This is a genomic window from Nitrosomonas sp. (assembly GCF_021731985.1).
Taxonomy (GTDB): domain Bacteria; phylum Pseudomonadota; class Gammaproteobacteria; order Burkholderiales; family Nitrosomonadaceae; genus Nitrosomonas.
Window position 1 is genome coordinate 1 of sequence record NZ_JAKFWH010000091.1, and the last position, 22,820, is coordinate 22,820.

Consider the following 22,820-nt stretch of genomic DNA (forward strand, 5'->3'; position numbering starts at 1 on the left):
GTAGCGTAATCGGCGCACTCTCCAGCCTAGTTGCGATAGGCGGCGGATTATTGTCCGTGCCATTTCTTACTTTGTGCAAAATCAAACTGCAACACGCCATCGGCACCGCAGCCGCCATTGGTTTCCCCATCGCACTGGCGGGCACCGCCGGTTATATCGCGAATGGCTACCTGCAACCAGAAACATTGCCTGAATACAGCTTGGGATATGTGTATTTGCCAGCACTCGCTTGGCTGGTGCTAGCCAGTATGCTGACCGCACCCCTTGGCGCAAGGCTCACGCATTCCGCCAAAACTGCCACTCTAAGAACGATTTTTGTTGTGCTGCTGTATGGGTTAGGAATCAGGATGTTAATGAGCTTATTCTAATTGGCGGAAAGGCGATATCCCGATAGGTCAATGCGCATCTTAAATCAATTTTTAACAAACCAGTAGGCTGGGGTGAGTCAACGTACCCCAGCAATTAATACACAGTCTGTATATTGGGAACCTACATCATCCAGCCTAACGTGTTACTTGTGAAATTTCTTGGCAGTACAATCAAATCAATTTTAACAATTTGAGCAGATAACGTTGAACTCATAGACATCGCTTAGCTGCGCCCCAAAACCACCTTTAGCCTTTAGAGAACCTCTGAATAACTGTCATTCCGAGCAGAGCGAGAAATCTATGTTTTTGATTCAGAAAGATTCCTCATTACGTTCGGAATGACAAATGTGGATTATTCCGGAGTTCCTTTGGTAATGCGAATAGAACGAATTGTTATGTTCTTACAGAAACGTTCTCTAAACCGTGTTCTTCGAATTCTTTAGCCCACTTTTCTTCATGCTTGCCCAATGCCTCGAATCTTTCAATTGGCTCCAAATTCGAAAATTCTTTTTCTCCTAACTCTCTGATCACATCCCGCATTGCCAGCCGATCTATCAGTTCATCCCAGAATGTTTCTTCATTATATTCATCAATAAAATCTCGATGTGGCGATTCCATTTCAAAAAAATGGGTCGGGTAGTAACCATTCAGCTCCTTGGAATATTTCACCTTATCTTCACAATCGAATTCAGATGAAAGCGCGAATAGCTTTCCTTCGAGCGCTTCGTAGGGCTCCTCTATGGGCCCCTTTTCAACCTTGTGTGCCGAAATCACCCAATTTGCAATATCAATCATTTCAAGCAGGGTAACAAACTCTTTTTTTGTAAAATTGATTTTCATGTTTATTTCCGGTTTAAATAAAAAAGCAGCCCGTGGGGTCAAATACAGAATCACAATCACGAATCCTGCACAAGCAATGCGCACACCACAAGATCACAAAATTCATCGGCAATTTTCTTAACTCGCAACCTGGCGCCGTGTTCCTACATCAACAAGAATCATCTACTTGGATCGCACACAGTCTCAAGAATTATTTTATAGTTGCAATTTAATCAACCGCTTCGATTTCTGAAACAACCGATCTGGATCCCAATCCATAAAAATTAGTGAAAAAAGCAAGCCGATCGCTATAGTGTACTTTAACGATAGTGGCATTTTTTAAGGCGGTAATTGCAAAATCATATAAATCATGATCATCTATGACGAAATGACGGAATTTGCTCCCGCCGGTGCCAACTTGTATCGTCATAAAGTAGCTTCTATTGGCACCCTTGTTTTTAATTACATTTGTTATTCTTCCAAACTCAACACCGTGGGAAATCTCCCGGTCCATAGTATAAATGCTGCCAACAACATGTTTTTGTTCCAAGGGTTGATTCTGAATAACCGGATAAACCGCCACCAATTCGTTTACAGAAGAACAAGATAGCAATGAATTATTTTTGGGTGTTTTAAATTCCAGTACGACGTCATTGCCAATGAGATTCTCAAGCTCCTCGTACCGATCCTTTTCAAAACAAAACTGCCATGGATTAGAAACCAGGTTAGGCGGTTGATTTCCAAGACTAACAAAAGTCATACTTTCATGCCCGAGTGAAACCTCCCCAACATAAGCTCTGGTTACATTATTATCACGACTTATTCTACTTAATTGACCGGAGGCGTAACCTTCCGTGGTATGCAGTAATGGTCCAGCAGCAATCCATCCAGGCGCATAAATCAACATAAGTAATAAAAACATCACATTGACACTGAGATGCTTGAGTAATTTAGTCATGATTGTTACGTTCTCGTAGTTTGTGACGAAGTTTTCATTGTGCAAATCCAATATACCCTTAAGCAAGCTTCCAATGCGCTTTTCTATGGAGATCATTGAAAAAAGTATTCCTGGCGATGCCAATCTAGACCAATGAAGGTAAACAGAAACTGAATAAATTCACAAATCCGTACTGAAAATTAAGGAAATGCTGAATAATTTGTTCAAAAGCACCTAAAACACCCTGGGATGTATGGGTCGCTATATGATGCATCGTTCACACCGCACCGGATGGTTACGCGCCAGCATTCTCGGCGCCAATGATGGCATCCGTTTCAACAGCGAGTCTTATTATCGGCGTAGCATCAACTCAGGCAATGCGCACTTAATTCATACATAGGCAATATTCTTGATTCGCGACCCCATGTTTTTACTTGACACCTGCCTCTTGTATTGGTCTACCGCGCTTACTGTAACCAACCCGAGTCCCGATAGCAGATTCGATCTTTTTCTTGAAATGGTCATTGCCCAGCGGAGTACCTGAATGTAAGCAAGCACGGATTAACTCAAGTTCATCTGACCGAGTTTCACCATCAAACCCAGCACGATAAGCAGCTTGACGACTCTCGCACGTATCACCCAAAGACAGATAAAGCGCATGCGGCTGAAGAATGGCATTATCAATCCCATGAGCATTCGCCGTATAACTGGACCATCGGTACTGTCCGGGATGATCAACCATTGCGGCGCGTAACGGATTCATTTCAATATAGCGCATGCAAACTAGAAAATAAGCTTCCGATTCTAAAATATTCCCTTTATGCCGGCCTTCCCATAAGCTTCCTCGGCGGTGATAGGTTTTATTAATATAAGGCACAAAGTGGCGCCCAATATTTTGAAACAACAAACTAATATCGTTTTCAGCTTTCGGTGTCGCCAATAAATGCACATGATTGGTCATCAACACATACGCATGGATCAAACACCCCAAATCATCAGCTGCAGCTTTCAAGAAGCGCAAATAAGCCAAGTAATCCTGAACATCAAAAAATACCGGTTCTTTATTATGCCCGCGTTGGAACACATGTACCGGTACTCCAGGCTGATAAAAGCGCTTTTTTCTTGGCATCAGGAATCCAGCAAAGCGAGTGGATGGCGTACTTTTAAACCTTTAAAGCGCTTAAAACCTTTGTCTGTCGTTACCCATACACAATTCCATTCCATCGCCAAAGCAGCATGATAAGCATCGGCTATATCATTTCCTTTCGCATCAATTTGCTCGATGCACTGCAAGAATATCTTCCAGTGCATCGGTCCGGGCGCAAGACAAACCGCATTCTGCGATTCCCTGATTTGGTTAACAAAACGAGTAGCACTGGACAAAGCAGAAGGCACCTCAAAAATTCTCGGATGCGTAACAACTCGCAAAAACCCACTCAACACCAACTCCGAATAACCATAAGGAGCAGTATCATTGATGGTTGACTCCAACCATTCGCGATAAGCTGAATGTTCCAGCGTATCCTCTCGATGAGCATAGACCAAGACATTCACATCCATTAGAAACATTAACGATCGTCCATAATGTCGCTCAAACTACGGCTATTGTCCAAATCAATACCCGGTTTTAGACCGGCTCCCGAAACCGTTTCTAACTTTACCGGATCGTGTTTTAAATGATGGCGAGAAAAAAACTCACGCAACGCATCCTCAATGACTTGCTTCAACGTGCAACCCTGCTGCGCCGCTTGGAGCTTGGCATATACTAATAACTGTTCATCAATATTAATTGTAGTTCGCATAATTAAGTCCATTAAAAGATAAAATCTTATCACAAACTAATATACATAATGCACAAATATGAGTATTTTATATAGGGTCTGACCCCTTTTATGTTCTTTTATGTTTTATGCCCGAGTGAAACCTCCCCAACATAAGCTCTGGTTACATTATTATCACGACTTATTCTACTTAATTGACCGGAGGCGTAACCTTCCGTGGTATGCAGTAATGGTCCGGCAGCAATCCATCCAGGCGCATAAATCAACATAAGTAATAAAAACATCACATTGATGCTGAGATGCTTGAGTAATTTAGTCATGATTGTTACATTCCCGTAGTTTGTGTCGAAGTGTTTATTGCGCAAGTCCAATATACCCTTAAGCAAGCTTCCAATGCGCTTTTCTATGCAGATTATTGATACCAGTATTCACTGTCGAGCCAATCTATACCAATGAAGGTAAACAGAAGCTGAATAAATTCATACTAAAAATTAAGGGAATACTGAATAATTTATTCAAAAGCACCTAAAATACCTTGGGGAATGTATGGGTCGCTATAAGATACATCGATCACATTGCACCGGATGGTAACGCGCCGCCGTTTTGGGCGTCAATGATGGTATCCGTTTCAACGGCGAGTCTTATTATCGGCGTAGCATCAGCTCAGGCAATACACACACCACAAGTTCACAAAACAAACATAGATACTTAATTCATAGGTAATATTCTTGATTCGCGACCTGTGTTTTTGTGCTCGTAGTGCATCTTAACCCGGATATTGCATGAATTCGCACGATAATCACGCATGATATTGGTTTCACAAGGGATTTTTCGAAGAAGCGGTGTAGTTATTCATACACCCGACTGAGACAAATTCCTTGTGGAATCAAGAGACAAGTGAGGGCGTGTGCAATTCATGCAATATCCGGGTTTATTAAGTGTAATTCGGAGGCACGGGCTTAACCAGACTGTTTGCTTTTTATTCTGTAGCTCGCTTGAGCCAATAATCGGGTTTTCTGCTTTGATGCATCACAGCAACCACATAGATTCTTTCGTTTGATTGTCTGTAAATTACCGCAAATGGAAAACGGGTGAGGATGTATCGCCGAAAACCTTTTTTGAATAGAGGCCAAACGCCGGGAAGTTCGGTAATCGTTTCATAAGCGCTTTCAAGTTCATTGATGAAATCATCTCCTAACCCTTTCGCCTGTGACTCATACCAAACGAACGACTCACGTATATCGTGTGCAACTTCAGGGTGAAAGTAAACGTTTGTCACAATTCACGTTTCAATGTCAGCTTTATTTCTTCCCAGCTAACCGGCTTCATCGCTCCAGATTCAAGTTGCGCAAACCGGCTTTCAGCAATTTGTAACCAGGCATCGTCGACATTTTCCTCATTGGCATCATCCAAGCTCGAAATCAGACAATGCGCAAGTATCGCTTTTTCATGGGGCGACAAGGTCTTGATATTTTCCAGAATCCGTTTTATTTTATCGGGCATGATAAGTTCTCCGAAACCATATTAGCGTGCAGTTTATCATCGAACGATGTGTTGGTCCGGTATTGATGTTTGGGAGTTTTAGTCCTGGATGGCGCAAGCTTATCCAGGCTACTAGCTGCATTCATCGGCAAGATTCTCAATTCGCGACCTGGCCCTAAACTTCGCGGGCTACTTGCTTGCTAACGGTATCTGAACTCCCCAGTCTTGAAGTGGCTGCACCCAGAGGTCAACACGGCCATCACGATGCCGGAACTATTTGTCTGTGCTGTAACTTCGCAAGAACCTGTGACGTGATTGCCACCACTGCAATTCGTTTGGCCTTGCACATTCTGTTGACACGAAACATTCGTTGTATAACTCGTGTCTTGGCTCCATACATAGTAAACGACTCCATCGGGCAGGTTGATTACGCGGGACGGTGGACGACCTTCCAGCAAGGTGATTTCCGATACACTTTTCCCCATCCATTGCACCGAGAGCTCTTCCCCGTATCGCTTATCGGACACGATGGCGCAGCCAGTAATGATGAAGGGAAGAAGAAGAAAAAAGGCAAAAACTCGCATGAGCCTCCCTAGAGTTATAACATTGGAATCAATCAATCTAGCTCTGCAAATCCGATTCGACGACTTATTATACATTTGCAATAAAATTGACCCAATCAACGTAATCTTTAATTAAATTAAAATGATGTAGATCAAGATGCCTTTTTTTAAATTTAATTTCACAGCTTTTTATCGCGGCTTCAATTGCCAACTTTATTTCATTATTTTTGTTCAAATCTTTAACAGCTACTTCATCGATTACTTTTGCAGATGTACAGCCAAATAACTTTTTTCTAGATTTCACGATTCGCTTAACTTGCACCTGCCAATATTCAATTCGTATTTGATTACCAAACAAATAGAGACGTAAGTATCCTATTATTTCGTTATATTTCCATGGCCCACCAAACTCCCTAGAAAGCATCCCCGTCAGCATCGCATTTGTATCGCTAGTACCAGGATTCCTTACTCTGAAAAGAAGAATTTCTTCCATGCCATTATACGTTGGTATTTTTTCCCGTAAAAAATCATCCATCTGCTTCTTATAAATAGATTCAGAAATTCTATAGACAGGAATCTCAAAGAAATACTTCTTCAATCTATTCGCGGAATCCGGAGCACGGGTCAAGCACGGGGACAGGTCCAGAATCAAGAATTCCCATTCTTGTTAATACCCACATCCTCGTCAGCTTGCTGAAAGTATCCATTTATTTGATTGCGTTCCAATTATCCCGCCAACAACCGCAATACCTCCCGATATTTTTCCATTGTCACCCGCAAAATCTCTTCCGGCAATTCAGGCGCCGGAGCCTTTTTGTTCCAATCCTGCTTTTCCAGCCAGTCACGCACAAACTGTTTATCGAAACTGGGCGGATTCTGCCCTGCCCTATACTGATCGGCTGGCCAGAATCGTGATGAATCCGGTGTCAGCACTTCGTCAATCAGATACAGTTCACCGGCATCATCCAGCCCAAATTCAAACTTGGTGTCGGCGATGATAATGCCGCGTTGTGCCGCATAATCCGCCGCTTCGGTGTAGAGCCGGATGGCTTTTTCGCTGACTTTGGCGGTCAGTGATTTGCCTAATTGTTTTTCCACTTCTGCTAATGCAATGTTTTCATCGTGCGAACCGGCTGCGGCTTTGGTCGAGGGGGTGAAAATCGAGCCACCGGGCAGCTTCTCGGCCAGTTTCAACCCCGCGGGCAGTTGAACCCCACAAATTGCGCCGGTTTGTTGATAATCCTTCCATCCTGATCCAACCACATAGCCACGCACTATTGCTTCGATCGGCAAGGGTTTTAAGCGCCGGATGACAAATGCACGCCCTTCCACTTGTTCACGCTCATCCTCGGCCACGACCGATTCCGGCAAAATGCCGGTCAAGTGATTGGGAAGGATATGCGCCAGTTTTTTGAACCAGAAATCGGACAGTGCCGTCAGCAGCTTCCCCTTCCCCGGCACCGCAGTCGGCAAAATTACATCAAACGCCGATAAGCGATCGGTTTGAATGATCAGCAGCTTATCGTCATCGACGGCATAGATGTCCCTGACTTTGCCGCGATGCAAGAACGGCAGGCTTTTGATGCTGGTTTCAAATAAAGCGGTGGATTGCGTCATGGGTTTTGGATTCAATTATGTTCAAGTTGTTTTTTAATGGCGATGGCTTGTTGTAACGCCTTGCCGGTGTCCGTGCTTAACACGGTGTAGTGTCCCATTTTGCGGCCTGGGCGTGCTTCGGTTTTGCCGTACAAATGCAATTTGGCCGATGGATTCCGCAAAATCAGATTCCAATCGGGCGCGCCGTTTTGCCACAAATCACCCAGCAAATTGACCATCACGGCGGCGCTGTGTTGCGTGGTTGCACCGAGCGGCAAGCCGCACAGGGTGCGTACTTGCTGTTCGAATTGCGAGGTGACGCAGGCGTTGATCGAATAATGCCCGCTGTTATGCGGGCGTGGGGCGATTTCATTGATCAATAACTCATCATTTTGCAACACAAAAAACTCGACACACAGCACGCCTTGGTAATCCAGCTTTTCTGCAATCTTACAAGCAATGGCCTGGGCTTGTTCAGCCAATTCCTGTGAAATTCTGGCCGGTACGACACTGATATCGAGAATGCCATTGACATGCTGATTCTCGGATACCGGGAAAGTTTTTAATTCGCCATCCCTGCCACGTGCCACGACAACCGATAGCTCGCTTTTCAGCGACATGAATTTTTCCAGCACACAAACCGAGTGATTCAGTTGCGCATAAGCGACTAGCAATTCCGATTCATCCGCAGCGGATTTCTGGCCTTTGCCATCGTAACCGAACTGACTGACTTTCAGAATACCGGGAAGCAAATCCGCGACATCCTGAGTGGCAAAGTCATCCTGCTGCTGTATGACCGCAAATGGCGCAATGGCAAAACCATTGGTACTCAAAAATTGTTTTTCTGCAATCCTGTTTTGTGCTATCGAAACACTGTATGCATCCGGACTGACGGCACAAGATTTAGCCAGCTTTCGTAGCGAGTTCGCTGGGATATTTTCAAATTCGGTGGTAATGGCAACACATTGGCTGCTGAGTTTTTCCAGCGCCGATTGATCGGCATAATCGGCACAGATAAAATTATCCGCGGTTCGTCCGGCAGGACTATCAGATAATGGATCCAATACCGTCACCCGGTATCCCATTTGCTGCGCCGCCATCACAAACATACGCCCAAGCTGCCCGCCTCCAAGCACACCCAGCATAGCTCCAGGCATGATGCGCATTATTTCGGCAACTCTGCGTTAAGTACAGATTCGGTTTGTTTCCGCCGGTATTCGTCCAGTTGCGCACTCAACTCGCTGTTATTCACTGCCAGGAATTCCACCGCAAATAATCCCGCATTGGCCGCACCCGCTTCGCCGATGGCAAACGTAGCCACAGGCACGCCTTTCGGCATCTGCACAATGGAGAGCAGTGAATCCAGTCCTTGTAAATGTTTCGAATTCACTGGCACACCCAGAACCGGTAGCGTGGTTTTTGCGGCAATCATGCCGGGTAAGTGTGCAGCACCGCCCGCGCCGGCAATAATGCATTTGATCCCGCGCGCCCTGGCTGCTTCGGCAAATTGAAACATCAGATCCGGGGTGCGGTGCGCCGAGACTACTTTGGTCTCATACGCGATATGAAATTCATCTAATACTGCAATTGCGTGCTGCATCACATCCCAATCGCTTTTACTGCCCATCACGACGCTTATTAATGGTTTAATCATTTGGCATTAGTCGGCTATAAATTTGAGAATCACTATTGGGCATCTCTAAAAATCCAAATTTCGTCACAACACTTTGTTGCTCGCAAAGAATGTTTCCTTACATATCATGCATATGCTGCGTAACCATTTTTTGCTCGCGCCTCGTGTTGTTTAGAACTTTTAATTTTTAGAGGTGCCCTATTGAAAAGTTTTTGCATGAAAACACGGCTGGCTATTTTATAAGTCTGTGCAATAATTGTGTCATTATTTCGATAGCTTCAATAAAAAATACAATTGGTATTATACTAATCTGCTTTAGCAATGCGTCTACTCATTGAATGAAATATTGCTGTATTGCGTTTCGCAATTTAGATTATCCTTAAACACGACCTGTAACGGAATGAATTTTCAACGCGGAAAACAAAATAACGACCCGGAAATCAATCTGATACCGATGATTGATGTATTGCTGGTGATACTGATATTTTTGGTTGTCACGACAACTTATTCAAAATTTGCTGAGCTTGAAATCAGTTTGCCCGAAACCAATGCGGAGAAAGTCGACAAAAATATCGACAAGCCCAATAGCATTGATATTACTGTCAACGCACTAGGAGACTATACAATCAATCTGGTTCCGATCAAGTTTTCCAGCATCGAAAGCTTGCGCGATGCATTATTCTCCGCAGCCAAGAATCAGCCGGATCCGTTTATTATTATCAATGCGGATGCCAAAGCAACGCATCAATCTGTCATCACAGTGATGGAAGCTGCCCGGCTGGCAGGTTACAATAAAATCACATTCACCACGGAAACAAATAATGCTCACTGAGGATTATTCCCAATCATGATTGAATTAATTAAAAGTTATTACAACAAACTCATTTTTCATTCTAAGGAGGCCCCTATGTCCACTGTCAATCTCGATAATTTTTCCAAAGCTGCCCAATCCGGTTCGCAATATGTGCTGGCACCCCTGCCGTATGCAAATAATGCATTGGAACCGGTGATCACCGCCAATACGCTCAGCTTTCACTATGGCAAACATCACAAGACTTATGTCGATAACTTGAATAATCTGCTGGCAAATAGTGATCTGGCAGGACAATCGCTGGAGCAGATCATTAGGGCAACCGCCGGGCAAGCTGATAAAGCTGCAATTTTTAATAATGCCGCGCAAGTCTGGAATCATATGTTTTATTGGCATAGCCTGAAACCCAACGGCGGCGGCGAACCATCCGCTGCGCTCAAACAAAAAATTGAGGCGTCGTTTGGCAACTTGGATGCGTGCAAAAAAGATTTTGCTCAAGCAGCATTGACACAATTTGGAAGTGGCTGGGCATGGCTGGTGTTGGATGGGGACAAGATTGCCATAGCCAAAACCGGCAATGCTGAAACACCACTCACTAAAAATGTCCGCCCATTATTGACCATCGATGTGTGGGAACACGCTTATTATCTGGATTACCAAAATCGTCGTGCCGACTATGTGAATACGGTATTGGATAAATTGATCAATTGGGATTTTGCCGCAGCTAATCTTGGATAATTTCCTGATTTATGACTGATATTACAATCGCCCTGTCAAAAGGGCGAATTTTTGAGGACACGGCGCCGTTGTTAAAAGCGGCGGGAATTGTAGCGCTGGATGATCCGGAATCATCGCGCAAATTGATTCTCTCCACCAATCGTGCCAATGTCCGCTTGATTATTGTGCGCGCATCGGATGTACCGACTTATGTGCAATATGGCGCAGCCGATCTTGGCATTGCTGGAAAAGATGTGTTACACGAGCATGGCGGCTCCGGTCTTTATCAGCCACTGGATTTGAATATCGCTCGCTGCCGGATGATGGTAGCCGTGCCTGAAGGCTTTGATTATGATTCCGCCGTGCGGCAAGGCGCACGATTGCGTATTGCCACCAAATATGTGCAAACCGCTCGTGAACACTTCGCTGGCAAAGGCGTCCACGTCGATCTGATCAAATTGTATGGATCGATGGAATTGGCTCCGCTGGTAGGTTTGGCTGATGCAATCGTTGATTTGGTTTCGAGCGGCAACACATTAAAAGCAAATAATCTTATAGCTGTCGAAGAAATCATGCCAATCTCGGCAAGATTGATTGTTAATCAAGCTGCGCTGAAGCTAAAGAGGAATATTATTCAACCCGTGTTGGATGCATTTTCTGAAGCCGTTAAGCAATAAAATCTGCCGGCAATCGAATTCACCAGAAATTTAATTTATACCATGATCCGAATTAAACGATTCAATTCAACCGATCCTGATTTCGATTCCAATCTTGAGAAATTATTGGCTTTTGAAAATGCCCAGGATGATACGGTCGATGTCACAGTAGCCAAGATTCTTGCCGACATCAGAAACCGCAGAGATGCCGCCTTGATCGAATACACCAACCGTTTTGACCGGCTTTCTGCAACATCCGGTAAGGATCTCGAGCTGACGCAAGAAAATTTGCGTCATTCCTTGGAAACTTTACCGTCAATCCAGCGTAATGCATTGGAACAAGCTGCAGAACGCGTTCGCAGCTACCATGAGAAGCAGCCATTGAATTCATGGCAATACACGGATTCAGACGGTACGCTGTTAGGTCAAAAAATAACCCCGCTGGATCGCGTAGGGCTTTATGTGCCTGGTGGCAAAGCTTCCTACCCGTCGTCCGTTCTGATGAATGCCATCCCCGCGAAGGTGGCCGGTGTGAAGGAACTGATCATGGTTGTACCCACACCGGGCGGGGAAAGAAATGATATGGTTTTGGCGGCGGCTGCAATCAGTCAGGTTGACCGGGTTTTTACCATCGGCGGCGCGCAAGCTGTCGGCGCACTGGCGTATGGCACTGAAACGATCCCGCAAGTGGACAAGATCGTAGGTCCGGGAAATGCTTATGTCGCTGCCGCCAAGCGCCGGGTATTCGGTGTCGTCGGTATTGATATGGTTGCCGGTCCTTCTGAAATTTTGGTTATTTGTGATGGCAAAACAGATCCCGACTGGATTGCCATGGATTTATTCTCACAGGCAGAACACGATGAACTGGCGCAAGCCATTTTATTATCTCCCGATGCAGAATTTCTCGATCGGGTGATGCATAGCATTGACCGATTGTTATCCGGAATGCCGCGCAAAGCTGTCATCCGCGCATCATTGGAAGATCGCGGTGCTTTGATTCAAGTGCAAAATCTGGATGAAGCTTGTACGATCGCCAATAGAATTGCACCTGAGCACCTCGAATTATCTGTCGATCAGCCGGAAATCTGGGTGGATAAAATTCGCCATGCCGGCGCTATTTTTCTCGGCCGCAATGCGTGTGAAGCGCTTGGAGATTATTGCGCCGGTCCTAACCATGTTTTACCCACATCACGGACAGCACGATTCTCTTCCCCATTGGGTGTGTACGACTTCCAAAAGCGCAGCAGCCTTATCCAAGTCTCTCAGCAGGGCGCTGCAAGGCTCGGAGAAATTGCTTCTGTTTTAGCGCATGGAGAAGGATTGCAAGCTCATGCCATGTCAGCAGAGTATCGCTATAAAAATCGATAGGCCGGGGATGATCATCGTAATCACTTCTCGATAGCTTCGGGATTTAATCATGCCGGTTATTACTTCACGCGATCATCCGCTCATCAAGCAACTAATCAAGTTAGAAGGATCATCACAGTATCGCAGAAGAACGGGACTAACGTTGCTGGACGGGGTACATCTCATTCAGATTTATTGCTCGGTACTGGGTACACCGGAGAATCTGATTGTCGGTCAAGCTTATTTTGAAGATATTGAAAACAAGCGTTTCCTAGATAGGCTATTTGGCAATACGCGCCCTAAAATAACCATTGTCAGCAATGACCTGCTTCGTGGCATATCTCCTGTTAAGACGCCTACAGGAATTCTCGCGCTCATTACAATTCCTGAATTGAAGAAAGAAAGTGATTCTAGAAAAGAAATTTTTAGTGTTTTGCTTGAAACAATTCAAGATCCTGGAAATCTTGGCTCCATCTTACGTTCAGCAGCCGCCGCTAACGTTAGAGATGTCTATCTTTCAAAACAATGCACCGATGCCTGGTCTCCCAAAACACTCCGTGCCTCCATGGGGGCGCATTTTTTTCTGCACATTCATGAGAACTGTGACTTACAAAAGGTTGCGCAGGAATATTCTGGGACTGTCATTGCCACTTCCATACAAGCCACAAAAACGCTTTTTGAGATTTCATTAGCTGGACCGACAGCCTTTGTGTTCGGTAACGAAGGCGCGGGGTTATCTAAAGAAATGATCCAAGCGGCCAACGAGAATATTTCTATCCCCATGCCCGGCAAAACTGAATCACTCAATGCTGCGGCTGCAGCGGCCATTTGTTTTTTTGAAAAAGTACGCCAGGATAGAGCATCAACAAAATTTTCCAGCATTGGAACTAAATAATGTAGCAGTGTATTATACTGCGCCGAACAACACTGTATTTTTGGAGCTTGCATGAAAAATTTATTTTTACCCCTTATCGCCCTGGTTGGATGTTTGCTATTGAATCCGGCCAATGTCATGGCACTTCACCATGAGCCTCAGAACAGTCAAGGATCCGCTGGAAAATTAGCTACTAACGAAGGAACGGTTATCTCTTTCGTCGACACAACCGGTTATACGTATATGGAATTAGAGAATGGCGGCAATAAGTTCTGGATTGCAGCGCCTACGACCAAGGTCAATAAAGGTGACCATATTCGTTTCGTTGAAAGTATGGTGATGACTAATTTTACTAGTAAAACGTTGAACCGCACCTTCAGTACCGTCATTTTTGTTTCTTCTACCGAAGTTAAGAAATAGATTCTAGGTAACGTCGGTAAAACCGATCAGCAATTTATTCTTGAGGCTTTTTAATTCATCCCGATACGATGCTGCTTGCTCAAATTCGAGATTTTTTGCGGCATTCAGCATTTGCTTTTCAACACGCTGAATTTCCTTGGCTAACTGGTTTTCACTCATAGCATCATAACGCGCCTGTACTTGCGCCGCTTTATGATTCTGTTGTGCGGATTCATAATTGTACACACCGTCGATCAGATCTTTAATCCGCTTATGGACAGATCGCGGTGTTATCTGATGTTGCAGGTTATATTGCGTTTGCTTATCACGACGGCGCTTGGTTTCGTCGATTGCAAAGCGCATTGATTTGGTTATTCTGTCGCCATAAAGAATTGCCGTACCATTTATGTGACGTGCAGCCCGGCCAATGGTTTGAATCAAGGATCTTTCCGAGCGCAGAAAGCCTTCTTTATCGGCATCCAGTATGGCGACCAATGAAACTTCCGGGATATCCAACCCTTCGCGCAATAAGTTAATACCAACCAGCACATCAAATTTACCCAGACGCAAATCACGAATAATCTCGACTCGTTCAACGGTATCTATATCCGAATGCAGGTAACGCACCTTGATCTGATGATCGGAAAAATAATCCGTCAGATCCTCGGCCATGCGTTTCGTTAAGGTGGTGACTAAAACCCGTTCATTCTTTGCCGTCCGTAAGCTGACCTCAGACATCAAATCATCAACTTGTGTTGCCACTGGACGCACTTCAATCATCGGATCAACCAACCCTGTCGGCCGGACAACCTGTTCCACAACCTGACCGCTGTTTATTTTCTCATAATCAGCCGGCGTTGCCGATACAAAAACTGTCTGCGGCATCCTTCTTTCAAATTCCTCAAATTTTAAAGGACGATTATCCAGCGCAGATGGCAAGCGAAAACCATAATTCACCAGATTTTCTTTCCGCGAACGATCGCCTTTATACATTCCGCCCACCTGGGGCACGGTGACATGACTTTCATCAATGATCATCAGGGCATTACGCGGCAGGTAATCGAGAAGCGTTGGAGGTGGCTCGCCCGGTTGCTTACCGGAAAGATGACGTGAATAATTTTCAATGCCTTTGCAAAAACCCAATTCATTCAGCATTTCCAGGTCAAATCGTGTGCGTTGCTCAAGACGTTGCGCCTCAACCAACCGATGCTCCTGATAAAAATAATCTAAACGCTCGCGTAACTCCACTTTGATTGTTTCAATTGCACGTAACGTAGTACTCCGAGGCGTTACATAATGACTGGAAGGATATACGGTATAGCGTGATAATTTTTGTAACATACTGCCCGTTAAGGGATCAAATAATGACATGCTATCGACTTCATCATCAAATAGCGAAACACGCACAGCCGTTTCAGAGCTTTCAGCTGGAAAAATATCCACCACATCGCCTCTCACGCGAAACACACCGCGTTTGAATTCTAATTCATTACGGTCATATTGCATTTCAGTCAGCCGTTTAATCATTTCTCGTTGCGTGATTTTCTCGCCGCTGCGCAAATGCAAAATCATGCCATGATAATCAACGGGATCCCCGATACCGTAGATGCAAGATACGCTAGCGACGATGATTGCATCTTCCCGTTCTAGCAGAGATTTTGTGGCGGATAAACGCATTTGCTCAATATGCTCATTAATACTCGAGTCTTTTTCAATAAAAATATCGCGTGACGGCACATATGCCTCAGGTTGATAATAATCATAATAAGAAACAAAGTACTCGATCGCATTTTCAGGGAAAAATTCGCGCATCTCAGCATACAACTGAGCTGCGAGTGTTTTATTCGGCGCCATCACAATTGCCGGGCGACCGAGACGTGCAATCATGTTGGCAATCGTATAGGTTTTCCCTGAACCCGTAACACCCAGTAATGTTTGAGACGCAAGACCATCATGAATACCTTCGACCAGCTTCGTAATTGCCTGGGGTTGATCGCCTGCTGGCTCAAATGATTGATGTAATTTGTACGGACTATTGGGGAAGGTTACGATCACAGGTATAATTCCAAGATTGATTCCAAGATTGGATTGTATTTAACATGCTGAGATCCACCCATAAAGTAATAAGGCTGGTTGCGCTAGCACCAGCCTTATGTAGGGCTTCATAACCTATGTTTCGGAGAGACAATATGAATTACAGTCTAGTGCGCATCAGAATAGAAAAACCTAACACCGAATTATCGCTTAATTCGAAGTCACAATGCAATCGTTGCGACAAACGTGAACAAGAATTCTTTCTTGATATGTCATTCTCAATACCAATTGAAGGAACTATCACGTTACTAACACTTGTATTAATTTATTTCTTTCGTTAAATATTAACTATTAACGTTTTACCCAACTATCTGCTTATTTTTGTGTGAGGATTTTTTTGTGGAACTTTCTAATCGCGTTCAAACCATTAAGCCATCCCCTACCCTTGCTGTTACCGCTCGGGCTGCCAAATTAAAAGCTGAAGGCAAAGATATTATAGGATTAGGAGCAGGCGAACCTGATTTTGATACCCCACAGCATATCAAAGATGCCGCAATCGCTGCGATTAATAAAGGCCTGACCAAATATACCGCAGTCGGTGGAACACCCGGTTTAAAAAATGCCATTGTGGCGAAGTTTAAACGTGAAAATAATTTTGATTTTGAGGCTAAACAAATTTTAGTTTCATGCGGCGGCAAACAGAGCTTCTTTAATTTGGTATTGTCCGTGATCAATCCCGGTGATGAAGTGGTTATCCCGGCGCCCTATTGGGTTTCCTATCCGGATATTGTTTTAATCGCGGAAGGCAAACCGGTTTTTATCAATACCGGGATCGAACAGAATTTCAAAATTTCTGCGGCGCAACTGGAAGCAGCGATTACTCCCAAGACGAAAATGTTTGTCATCAACAGCCCCAGCAATCCATCGGGAGCGGTTTATACCCGTGATGAACTCAAAGCATTGGGTGAGGTTTTACGCAGACATCCGCAAATCCTGATTGCTACAGATGATATGTATGAACATATTCTCTTATCGAATCAGAAATTTATTAATATCGCCAACGCTTGCCCGGAATTATTTCCGCAAACGATGGTTCTGAATGGTGTATCCAAAGCTTATTCTATGACCGGATGGCGAATCGGCTATTGTGGCGGGCCTGCTCATATCATAACTGCGATGGAGAATATTCAGTCGCAAAGCACATCAAACCCCAGCTCAATCTCACAGGCAGCCGCTGAAGCCGCATTAAATGGCGATCAATCGTGTATGAATCCAATGGTTGCCGCATTCAAAGAACGCAACATTTTTGTGACCGAGCAATTGAATCAGATCCGTGGCTTCCGCTGTTTATCTTCCGAAGGTGCATTTTATGCGTTTGTTGATGTTCGCCAATCAATCGAGGATCTCTATAAAAGAAACTTGATTGGTGCACAAAACGATATCGTATTTAGCGAATATCTCCTGGAAAATTCTGGTGTCGCTGTTGTTCCAGGTTCCGCTTTCGGGTGTGAAGGCTATATGCGCTTATCTTTCGCTACTTCACTGGAGAATCTGCAGCAAGCATTAGGTCGTATTAAAAACTTGCTTAAGTGATCTGACTGACTCGGCGGAAGAAACTACGCTTGCTTAATGAAGAGCGGCTATAGCTGCTTTTTTGGTTTTTCCAGCTCGGGAGGGAATGTTACATAGACCACACACGTGATTCGAATGAATTTCCAGCGTATGCACAACAAACTGGCCATGGCAGCTCACACAGGGTGCTATACACAATACGCCACTATCAACAAAACGTACCAAAGTCCAGGCACGCGTCAAACTTAACACTCTCTCAAGTTCATTGACATTGATGTGTTCAATGTAGAGCTTGTAACTCTTAATCAGCGCGTCTATGCCATCAATCCCAGCGTTCGTTGTAATATAATTATATATGTTAATAAATAATGAAGAGTGCATATTGGGCTGCCAGCTCATGAACCAATCTTCAGAATACGGCAGCATGCCTTTAGGAGGTGATACGCCTCTAATTTCTTTATATAACTTAACCAGTCTTTCACGGCTCAGATCAGTATTCATCTCCAAAACTTGTAATCGCGCGCCCAATTCGATGAGTTCAGTGGCAAGTTGAATTTGTTTAGCCTCAGTTATAATACTTCGATTGCGCATAATATGTCCCTTTTCCGTCGATTAATTTCTTAAGCTATAGCTTCCGCTGGTTTTCCTGCCATTAATATCGCTGCATGAGACTTAATAACAGCTTGTTCACGATTGTCACTGGTTAACATTTCAGCAATTAGACGATCATCAAAACGAAAACGGCAAAGCAACATATTTGAAGCAGCCATTTTGATTAATTGTGCCGAACTTAAGTTATCCAAAATATCAGCGAGATCTTGGTTAATTCCCAATCGATAGACTGCCGACACCCTATCATCGCGCAACATCTGTTTTGCCAGCAACAAATAGCTCAAATTGATGTCTCTGATTTCATCAAGAATTTGATTTGTCTCCATTTCAACACCCCTTTAGATTAAAAAATGTTTAAACCAAAAATGTAAATGCGTAGGTGTTGATTTTCGATTATGCAGCATTGGAAGTAAATGGAAGTTCAGCCTAAACAAAGTTAGGTACTATTCCTATCGCAATGTAGGAATTTTACCTACACGGTAAAAACAGAATTCTATTGGATTTGGAAGTTTCTTATGGGCCCGGAGACTAAGCAAGTGTTCCGGTTTTACGTTGCGCCAGTAAATGCAACATATCTTGAGCGATCATTGGTCTACTGAAAAGAAAACCTTGCGCACGGTCACATCGTAAATGATGTAAAAAATCAAACTGTTCTTTAGTTTCAATCCCTGTTGCCAATACTAATAGATCAAGATTCCTAGCCATTGCGATGATTGCTGCAATAATTTCTGAGCTATCAGGATCAATAATAATATCATGTGTTAAGGAGCGATCTATCTTAAGAATATCAATGGAAAAATGCTTTAAATATCGCAATGATGAATAACCGGTACCAAAATTATCCATCGCGATTTTAATATTCATATCTTTTAGTGCTTGCAAAATCTGGGCACTTGTTTCAGCATCTCGCATCAAAGTTGATTCAGAAATTTCCAGCTCCAGCAATTCAGGAGAAATGCCTGTCTCGGCAAGCACATGCGAAATACTACTAATAAGCTGCGTTTGATCAAATTCAATTGCAGAAATATTGACTGAAATCGATAGCGATCCATAGCCTGCTTGGTGCCATAACCCAGCCTGTCTGCATGCCTGCCATAACACCCATCTACCGATATCAATAATTAGCCCGGTTTCTTGCGCCAATGGAATAAATTTTTCGGGTAAAAGTAACCCAAACTCAGGGTGATTCCAGCGGACTAGCGCTTCAACCCCTGACAAAGCACCGGATTGGAGATCTACAATAGGCTGATAATGCAATAATAGCTCATTCTTTTCAATTGCACTGCGTAACGCTGTTTCCAGTAGTGAACGCTTGACAGCAACTTCTTCTATTTCTTTTGTGTAGTACGTACAAGTATTTTTCCACAGATATCGGGTATGAGATAAGGTGCTTTCAGCATTAGCCAATAACTGAGCAATATTTCCCCCATCTACGGGATAAACACAAATCCCGATATTAAGTCGCAAATAAAATATCAAATTATCAATAGTAACCTGCGAGATTGCCAATTTAATAATTTGATTGGCAAAATCCTGCACACTTTCTGCATCTGTTACATTCGCATTAAAGAAAGCGAACTTACAACCCTCAATCCGAGTCAACAAGCAGTTTTCAGTACTATAAGCAGATAATCGTTGCGAGAACTGTTGAATTAACCGGTCACCGACACCAGAGCCATAGATACTGTTGATATAAGGTAAACGATCGAAGTCTACTAAATACATTGCCGCAATAGCATCCGATTCGGCGAGCCTCGAAAACATAGCCGAAGCCTTTTCAGAAAATAAATTACAATTGGGAAGGTTGGTCAATTCATCATGAAAAGCCAAGTGATATATTTGATCCTCAGCTTTAACTTTTGCTTGCCGAATTTCGGCATTTCTTATTTCCCTCTCAATGGCATGAACCAAGTACAAAGCACTCCCTTTATGGATATAATCATGCGCACCGGAATATAAGGCAGAATGAACAGCATTTTCATCGGAGACATCCGAATAAATAATAAGCGGAATATCCTTTCCACTTTCCTTTAGTACATTCAGTGCAGTGCTGCAATCAAGGAAAGATTTATCATGATTAAAAAGTATCACATCCCAGTCTGACTCACATAATTCAGAACGTATATCCAAAAGATTATTTATGTTCTTATACACATGAATATTAGTTATCTCAGAATACAAAAATCTCTCATCTTCTTCCGAGAAAGCGATAGCCAAAAGTCTTAAGTTTTTTCTGAGCATACCTGGCAAACATACTATTTATATTTGGCTTTTTTACGACTGAATAAAACTAAACTTTAATTACATCCCTTCAGTTTTAGGTTGCGAGAAATGGCATAGAGAAAGGATTTAATGAAGCCCGCCGCAGCACGAAGCTGATACTCGGCGTAATGTGTGGTGATCTTCAGCCAGATGCCTACTGACTTCATCAAGAAATACCCAGCAGCGCAGTTAATTTCAACGATCATCCTGCGGTATAAATACCGATAACATTTAAACCGATTCCATGAAAAACAAGCCAGTGAGATTCATACCGATGTACTTTACTACCAGTATTTGACTAAATTATTACAGCGTTCTAATACAAGAGACGATCTGATGGTTGACCAGAAGGCTTCAAACCGTTAACATGCGCATCTCACCAGTTCCCTGATAGCTCAGTTGGTAGAGCGACGGACTGTTAATCCGCAGGTCCCAGGTTCGAGCCCTGGTCGGGGAGCCATGAATTTAAAGGCTTGCAGCGATGCAGGCCTTTTTACTTTTAAAGCTTAGTAGACCTATAGTAGACTGGGCACAAAGTCCATGAGCTTGTCATTACCCAGAAACTGAATAGTTTTTCAGATTTAGATCTGAAGTAATTTTATGAATTTTGGATAGCAAGCTGAAAAATAACTCGGGAACAATCCATCTGTTTCAATGATCACCACGCTACAACCAATTCCCCAGCAACACAAACGGCACCAGTAGTAAGGGAGTGCGTCAGAGTTTGTTTCTTTGTGTCGCACCATATATACTATAAGTTGCATAAATTCTTGCAGCCATACAGGCATTCATGTAAACGCCATGTGGAATACAGCTTACTTTGTATGGCTCTGTCCTATTTGATCAATCAAGCTGCCTCCAATCCCCCGATGCAATGAAGCTTGCCCAATAAAAAGGATGCTGGTGGTTAGGACCGGATAGCATAGCAAGCTGAGCTTGTCGCAATGCTGCTGATCTGCCTTCTTTGGAAACCAGGCGGCGATAGTAATCTACCATGAGATCTTTGGTTGCCAGATCAGCCACTCTCCATAGCGTCATTAACTGACTTTCAGAACCGACAATAATCAGCGTGCGGCGTAGACCAAAGACGCCCTCACCATTCTGTACATCACCCACCCCAGTTTCACAGGCTGAGAGAACTACCAATCGGGTTCCCCATAAATTAAGCCGGACACCTCTAACGCGGTCAATACGCCATCCTCACCGAAAGATTCCAGTAGATTCGCGTTGGCAAGGGCTAACCCAGAGCGCAATAGTGGATTCTCGGTAGCAGGCATTCGAATAATGCCATCCATTGCTTGGAATGTACGTGAATCACGGAGATCTTCCTTTATGTCCGGCAGGAGGAAGAAACTATGCGTTGCCACATGCAGGATGTGCGGGCTATCGAGTTTTTTGATAGCGCCTTCCGTAGCCTCTTTACCCAACAATACTTTTGCAGCCGGAAAAATCTTGTTTATCTCGCGTGCTTCCACTGCTGTGCACGGGAGTGACCCGAATCTTTCAGATACAAAATCGCTTGAACGTCGATTCACAGCTCTCGAATTAACTTCTATTATTTGTGATCGATTAGATGTATCACCGAAAACGACATCACCAATGATAACGCCTGGGTCTTGACTCTGGATCTTAGCCTGCAGGCGCAGTAAGTCTCGCCCCGAGCTTAAGTAGGTAAAATCATAGTTTTCAATCAAATACTGATTGTTTTCGTCCACTAATGCACCAAATGGCAGCAGGTTAAGCGCACCCTCATTGTGTCAATTTAAATCAAAATTTAAGAGCTTCTTTCGCTATGAGGTCACTGATAGATAACATTATTATGAAAGATCCAGCCATTCACATGAATTTCTTCAGGATCATCATGTGTCCAATGAATGACTCCACCTTTATCATTCCATTCATATTCCCCAAAAAATTCAATTTGATCATTTAAGGATAATCCATCAATTCTTGGTGCTAAATCTATATTGTGAGCAATCAGTAGCGTTTGCTTTGATTTTAACTCAATGATAAATCTTTGATGACGGCTACCATCAAGATCATCCGATAAAATGGAAGTCACAACACCTGATCCATAAACTTGTACATTACTCTGACCACCTCCAAATAATTGAGCTAAGGAAACGCTGAATAACTCATCGCGCAGTAGAGATCAAGCCGAGTGATCATGTAATATTGCGATAATTTGCCCAATTTTGACCTGAATCGCATCATTTTTTGCATTATTACCCTCATTTCTTGTTTTCAAGGCGCAACTAGGCTGCCTGTTCTGCATAGCCACCGGCGAGCCAACAGCAAATTGGCAAGCCCGAACAGCGAGAACATCTGAGCGGTATTTTTGACCAATCCCTTGTAGC

The 22,820-nt window shown here is 43.7% G+C and carries 25 protein-coding genes, 1 tRNA gene and 3 pseudogenes; 10 read left to right on the forward strand and 19 right to left on the reverse strand.

Features of this window, described 5'->3' with window-relative positions:
* Nucleotides 1–368, forward strand: a 368-nt coding sequence (locus QZ942_RS13655) for a sulfite exporter TauE/SafE family protein (RefSeq protein WP_292996570.1), incomplete at its 5' end; no start/stop codon positions are given.
* Between the two features lie 393 nt (nt 369–761).
* Here the strand turns inward: QZ942_RS13655 and QZ942_RS13660 are convergent.
* A complete protein-coding gene (locus tag QZ942_RS13660; protein ID WP_292996572.1) occupies nt 762–1,208 on the reverse strand; it encodes a hypothetical protein in 447 nt (148 codons plus the stop codon).
* Nucleotides 1,209–1,416: 208 nt separating this feature from the next.
* Complete coding sequence (locus tag QZ942_RS13665; RefSeq protein ID WP_292996574.1) at nt 1,417–2,145, reverse strand: hypothetical protein; 729 nt, start codon at nt 2,143–2,145, stop codon at nt 1,417–1,419.
* Between the two features lie 232 nt (nt 2,146–2,377).
* On the opposite strand from QZ942_RS13665, the pseudogene QZ942_RS13670 reads away from it, so the two are divergent.
* Nucleotides 2,378–2,492: pseudogene (locus tag QZ942_RS13670) on the forward strand (VIT family protein); the annotation flags it as partial.
* Between the two features lie 62 nt (nt 2,493–2,554).
* Here QZ942_RS13670 and QZ942_RS13675 read toward each other — a convergent pair.
* The 10 genes from QZ942_RS13675 to purE all read right to left on the reverse strand — a co-directional run bounded on the left by QZ942_RS13675 (nt 2,555) and on the right by purE (nt 9,200).
* Nucleotides 2,555–3,253 (reverse strand): transposase, encoded by a 699-nt coding sequence (locus QZ942_RS13675; protein ID WP_292996576.1) that lies wholly within the window; start codon nt 3,251–3,253, stop codon nt 2,555–2,557.
* Nucleotides 3,253–3,693, reverse strand: coding sequence for a type II toxin-antitoxin system VapC family toxin (locus QZ942_RS13680; RefSeq protein ID WP_292996578.1), 441 nt, complete (start codon nt 3,691–3,693; stop codon nt 3,253–3,255). The genes QZ942_RS13675 and QZ942_RS13680 overlap by 1 nt, the downstream gene beginning before the upstream one ends.
* Complete coding sequence (locus tag QZ942_RS13685; protein ID WP_292996580.1) at nt 3,693–3,926, reverse strand: hypothetical protein; 234 nt, start codon at nt 3,924–3,926, stop codon at nt 3,693–3,695. The genes QZ942_RS13680 and QZ942_RS13685 overlap by 1 nt, the downstream gene beginning before the upstream one ends.
* 98 nt (nt 3,927–4,024) lie before the next feature.
* Nucleotides 4,025–4,225, reverse strand: coding sequence for a hypothetical protein (locus QZ942_RS13690; protein WP_292996582.1), 201 nt, complete (start codon nt 4,223–4,225; stop codon nt 4,025–4,027).
* Nucleotides 4,226–4,884: 659 nt separating this feature from the next.
* Entirely contained in the window at nt 4,885–5,184 is a 300-nt protein-coding gene (locus QZ942_RS13695; RefSeq protein ID WP_292996584.1) for a type II toxin-antitoxin system RelE/ParE family toxin, read from the reverse strand.
* Entirely contained in the window at nt 5,181–5,408 is a 228-nt protein-coding gene (locus tag QZ942_RS13700) for an addiction module protein (RefSeq protein ID WP_292996586.1), read from the reverse strand. Before QZ942_RS13700 ends, QZ942_RS13695 begins: the two co-directional genes overlap by 4 nt.
* Before the next feature lie 630 nt (nt 5,409–6,038).
* Nucleotides 6,039–6,485 (reverse strand): hypothetical protein, encoded by a 447-nt coding sequence (locus tag QZ942_RS13705; RefSeq protein ID WP_292996588.1) that lies wholly within the window; start codon nt 6,483–6,485, stop codon nt 6,039–6,041.
* Between the two features lie 191 nt (nt 6,486–6,676).
* Nucleotides 6,677–7,567, reverse strand: a complete 891-nt coding sequence (locus tag QZ942_RS13710) for a phosphoribosylaminoimidazolesuccinocarboxamide synthase (protein ID WP_292996616.1) — start codon at nt 7,565–7,567, stop codon at nt 6,677–6,679.
* Between the two features lie 11 nt (nt 7,568–7,578).
* Nucleotides 7,579–8,712, reverse strand: a complete 1,134-nt coding sequence (locus tag QZ942_RS13715) for a 5-(carboxyamino)imidazole ribonucleotide synthase (protein ID WP_292996590.1) — start codon at nt 8,710–8,712, stop codon at nt 7,579–7,581.
* Nucleotides 8,712–9,200: a 5-(carboxyamino)imidazole ribonucleotide mutase gene (purE, locus tag QZ942_RS13720; protein WP_292996592.1), complete on the reverse strand. Its 489-nt coding sequence runs from the start codon at nt 9,198–9,200 to the stop codon at nt 8,712–8,714. The genes QZ942_RS13715 and purE overlap by 1 nt, the downstream gene beginning before the upstream one ends.
* Nucleotides 9,201–9,579: 379 nt before the next feature.
* Between purE and QZ942_RS13725 the strand changes: the two genes are divergently transcribed.
* The 6 genes from QZ942_RS13725 (at nt 9,580) to QZ942_RS13750 (ending at nt 14,004) form a co-directional block, all read left to right on the forward strand.
* Nucleotides 9,580–10,011, forward strand: coding sequence for a biopolymer transporter ExbD (locus tag QZ942_RS13725; RefSeq protein WP_292996594.1), 432 nt, complete (start codon nt 9,580–9,582; stop codon nt 10,009–10,011).
* A gap of 75 nt (nt 10,012–10,086) precedes the next feature.
* Nucleotides 10,087–10,728, forward strand: coding sequence for a superoxide dismutase (locus QZ942_RS13730; RefSeq protein ID WP_292996596.1), 642 nt, complete (start codon nt 10,087–10,089; stop codon nt 10,726–10,728).
* 11 nt (nt 10,729–10,739) lie between these two features.
* Entirely contained in the window at nt 10,740–11,384 is a 645-nt protein-coding gene (gene hisG / locus QZ942_RS13735) for an ATP phosphoribosyltransferase (RefSeq protein WP_292996598.1), read from the forward strand.
* Nucleotides 11,385–11,429: 45 nt separating this feature from the next.
* Nucleotides 11,430–12,731: a histidinol dehydrogenase gene (hisD, locus tag QZ942_RS13740; RefSeq protein WP_292996618.1), complete on the forward strand. Its 1,302-nt coding sequence runs from the start codon at nt 11,430–11,432 to the stop codon at nt 12,729–12,731.
* 49 nt (nt 12,732–12,780) lie between these two features.
* Nucleotides 12,781–13,605, forward strand: coding sequence for an RNA methyltransferase (locus QZ942_RS13745; RefSeq protein WP_292996600.1), 825 nt, complete (start codon nt 12,781–12,783; stop codon nt 13,603–13,605).
* 51 nt (nt 13,606–13,656) lie between these two features.
* Nucleotides 13,657–14,004, forward strand: coding sequence for a hypothetical protein (locus tag QZ942_RS13750; RefSeq protein WP_292996602.1), 348 nt, complete (start codon nt 13,657–13,659; stop codon nt 14,002–14,004).
* 3 nt (nt 14,005–14,007) lie between these two features.
* Here the strand turns inward: QZ942_RS13750 and uvrB are convergent, their stop codons facing one another.
* Complete coding sequence (uvrB, locus tag QZ942_RS13755; protein ID WP_292996604.1) at nt 14,008–16,038, reverse strand: excinuclease ABC subunit UvrB; 2,031 nt, start codon at nt 16,036–16,038, stop codon at nt 14,008–14,010.
* A gap of 378 nt (nt 16,039–16,416) precedes the next feature.
* On the opposite strand from uvrB, the gene QZ942_RS13760 reads away from it, so the two are divergent.
* Nucleotides 16,417–17,610, forward strand: coding sequence for a pyridoxal phosphate-dependent aminotransferase (locus QZ942_RS13760; protein WP_292996606.1), 1,194 nt, complete (start codon nt 16,417–16,419; stop codon nt 17,608–17,610).
* 33 nt (nt 17,611–17,643) lie between these two features.
* Here the strand turns inward: QZ942_RS13760 and flhC are convergent, their stop codons facing one another.
* From flhC to QZ942_RS13775, 3 genes are all read right to left on the reverse strand, one after another.
* Nucleotides 17,644–18,180, reverse strand: a complete 537-nt coding sequence (gene flhC, locus QZ942_RS13765) for a flagellar transcriptional regulator FlhC (protein ID WP_292996608.1) — start codon at nt 18,178–18,180, stop codon at nt 17,644–17,646.
* Between the two features lie 29 nt (nt 18,181–18,209).
* On the reverse strand, nt 18,210–18,527 hold the full coding sequence (gene flhD, locus QZ942_RS13770; RefSeq protein ID WP_292996610.1) for a flagellar transcriptional regulator FlhD: 318 nt from the start codon (nt 18,525–18,527) through the stop codon (nt 18,210–18,212).
* Between the two features lie 202 nt (nt 18,528–18,729).
* A complete protein-coding gene (locus QZ942_RS13775) occupies nt 18,730–20,331 on the reverse strand; it encodes an EAL domain-containing protein (RefSeq protein ID WP_292996612.1) in 1,602 nt (533 codons plus the stop codon).
* A 516-nt stretch (nt 20,332–20,847) separates the two neighbouring features.
* Here QZ942_RS13775 and QZ942_RS13780 point away from each other — a divergent pair.
* A tRNA-Asn gene (locus QZ942_RS13780) sits at nt 20,848–20,923 on the forward strand.
* A 383-nt stretch (nt 20,924–21,306) separates the two neighbouring features.
* Here QZ942_RS13780 and QZ942_RS14155 read toward each other — a convergent pair.
* From QZ942_RS14155 to QZ942_RS13800, 3 genes and pseudogenes are all read right to left on the reverse strand, one after another.
* Nucleotides 21,307–22,178 (reverse strand): annotated as a pseudogene (locus QZ942_RS14155) (CHAT domain-containing protein).
* Between the two features lie 83 nt (nt 22,179–22,261).
* Nucleotides 22,262–22,609: a DUF3465 domain-containing protein gene (locus QZ942_RS13795; RefSeq protein WP_292996620.1), complete on the reverse strand. Its 348-nt coding sequence runs from the start codon at nt 22,607–22,609 to the stop codon at nt 22,262–22,264.
* Nucleotides 22,610–22,707: 98 nt separating this feature from the next.
* Nucleotides 22,708–22,820, reverse strand: a pseudogene (locus tag QZ942_RS13800) (IS5/IS1182 family transposase); the annotation flags it as partial.

Excerpts from the sequence above, each read along its gene's own strand:
- QZ942_RS13675 (WP_292996576.1), bottom strand. The coding sequence starts at position 3,253 with ATGCCAAGAAAAAAGCGCTTTTATCAGCCTGGAGTACCGGTACATGTG.
- QZ942_RS13730 (WP_292996596.1), top strand. The coding sequence starts at position 10,087 with ATGTCCACTGTCAATCTCGATAATTTTTCCAAAGCTGCCCAATCCGGT.
- QZ942_RS13690 (WP_292996582.1), bottom strand. The coding sequence starts at position 4,225 with ATGACTAAATTACTCAAGCATCTCAGCATCAATGTGATGTTTTTATTA.
- QZ942_RS13685 (WP_292996580.1), bottom strand. The coding sequence starts at position 3,926 with ATGCGAACTACAATTAATATTGATGAACAGTTATTAGTATATGCCAAG.
- QZ942_RS13705 (WP_292996588.1), bottom strand. The coding sequence starts at position 6,485 with ATGGATGATTTTTTACGGGAAAAAATACCAACGTATAATGGCATGGAA.
- QZ942_RS13700 (WP_292996586.1), bottom strand. The coding sequence starts at position 5,408 with ATGCCCGATAAAATAAAACGGATTCTGGAAAATATCAAGACCTTGTCG.
- flhD (WP_292996610.1), bottom strand. The coding sequence starts at position 18,527 with ATGGAGACAAATCAAATTCTTGATGAAATCAGAGACATCAATTTGAGC.
- flhC (WP_292996608.1), bottom strand. The coding sequence starts at position 18,180 with ATGCGCAATCGAAGTATTATAACTGAGGCTAAACAAATTCAACTTGCC.
- QZ942_RS13660 (WP_292996572.1), bottom strand. The coding sequence starts at position 1,208 with ATGAAAATCAATTTTACAAAAAAAGAGTTTGTTACCCTGCTTGAAATG.
- QZ942_RS13750 (WP_292996602.1), top strand. The coding sequence starts at position 13,657 with ATGAAAAATTTATTTTTACCCCTTATCGCCCTGGTTGGATGTTTGCTA.
- QZ942_RS13745 (WP_292996600.1), top strand. The coding sequence starts at position 12,781 with ATGCCGGTTATTACTTCACGCGATCATCCGCTCATCAAGCAACTAATC.
- hisG (WP_292996598.1), top strand. The coding sequence starts at position 10,740 with ATGACTGATATTACAATCGCCCTGTCAAAAGGGCGAATTTTTGAGGAC.
- QZ942_RS13715 (WP_292996590.1), bottom strand. The coding sequence starts at position 8,712 with ATGCGCATCATGCCTGGAGCTATGCTGGGTGTGCTTGGAGGCGGGCAG.
- QZ942_RS13710 (WP_292996616.1), bottom strand. The coding sequence starts at position 7,567 with ATGACGCAATCCACCGCTTTATTTGAAACCAGCATCAAAAGCCTGCCG.
- QZ942_RS13680 (WP_292996578.1), bottom strand. The coding sequence starts at position 3,693 with ATGTTTCTAATGGATGTGAATGTCTTGGTCTATGCTCATCGAGAGGAT.
- QZ942_RS13725 (WP_292996594.1), top strand. The coding sequence starts at position 9,580 with ATGAATTTTCAACGCGGAAAACAAAATAACGACCCGGAAATCAATCTG.
- QZ942_RS13665 (WP_292996574.1), bottom strand. The coding sequence starts at position 2,145 with ATGACTAAATTACTCAAGCATCTCAGTGTCAATGTGATGTTTTTATTA.
- purE (WP_292996592.1), bottom strand. The coding sequence starts at position 9,200 with ATGATTAAACCATTAATAAGCGTCGTGATGGGCAGTAAAAGCGATTGG.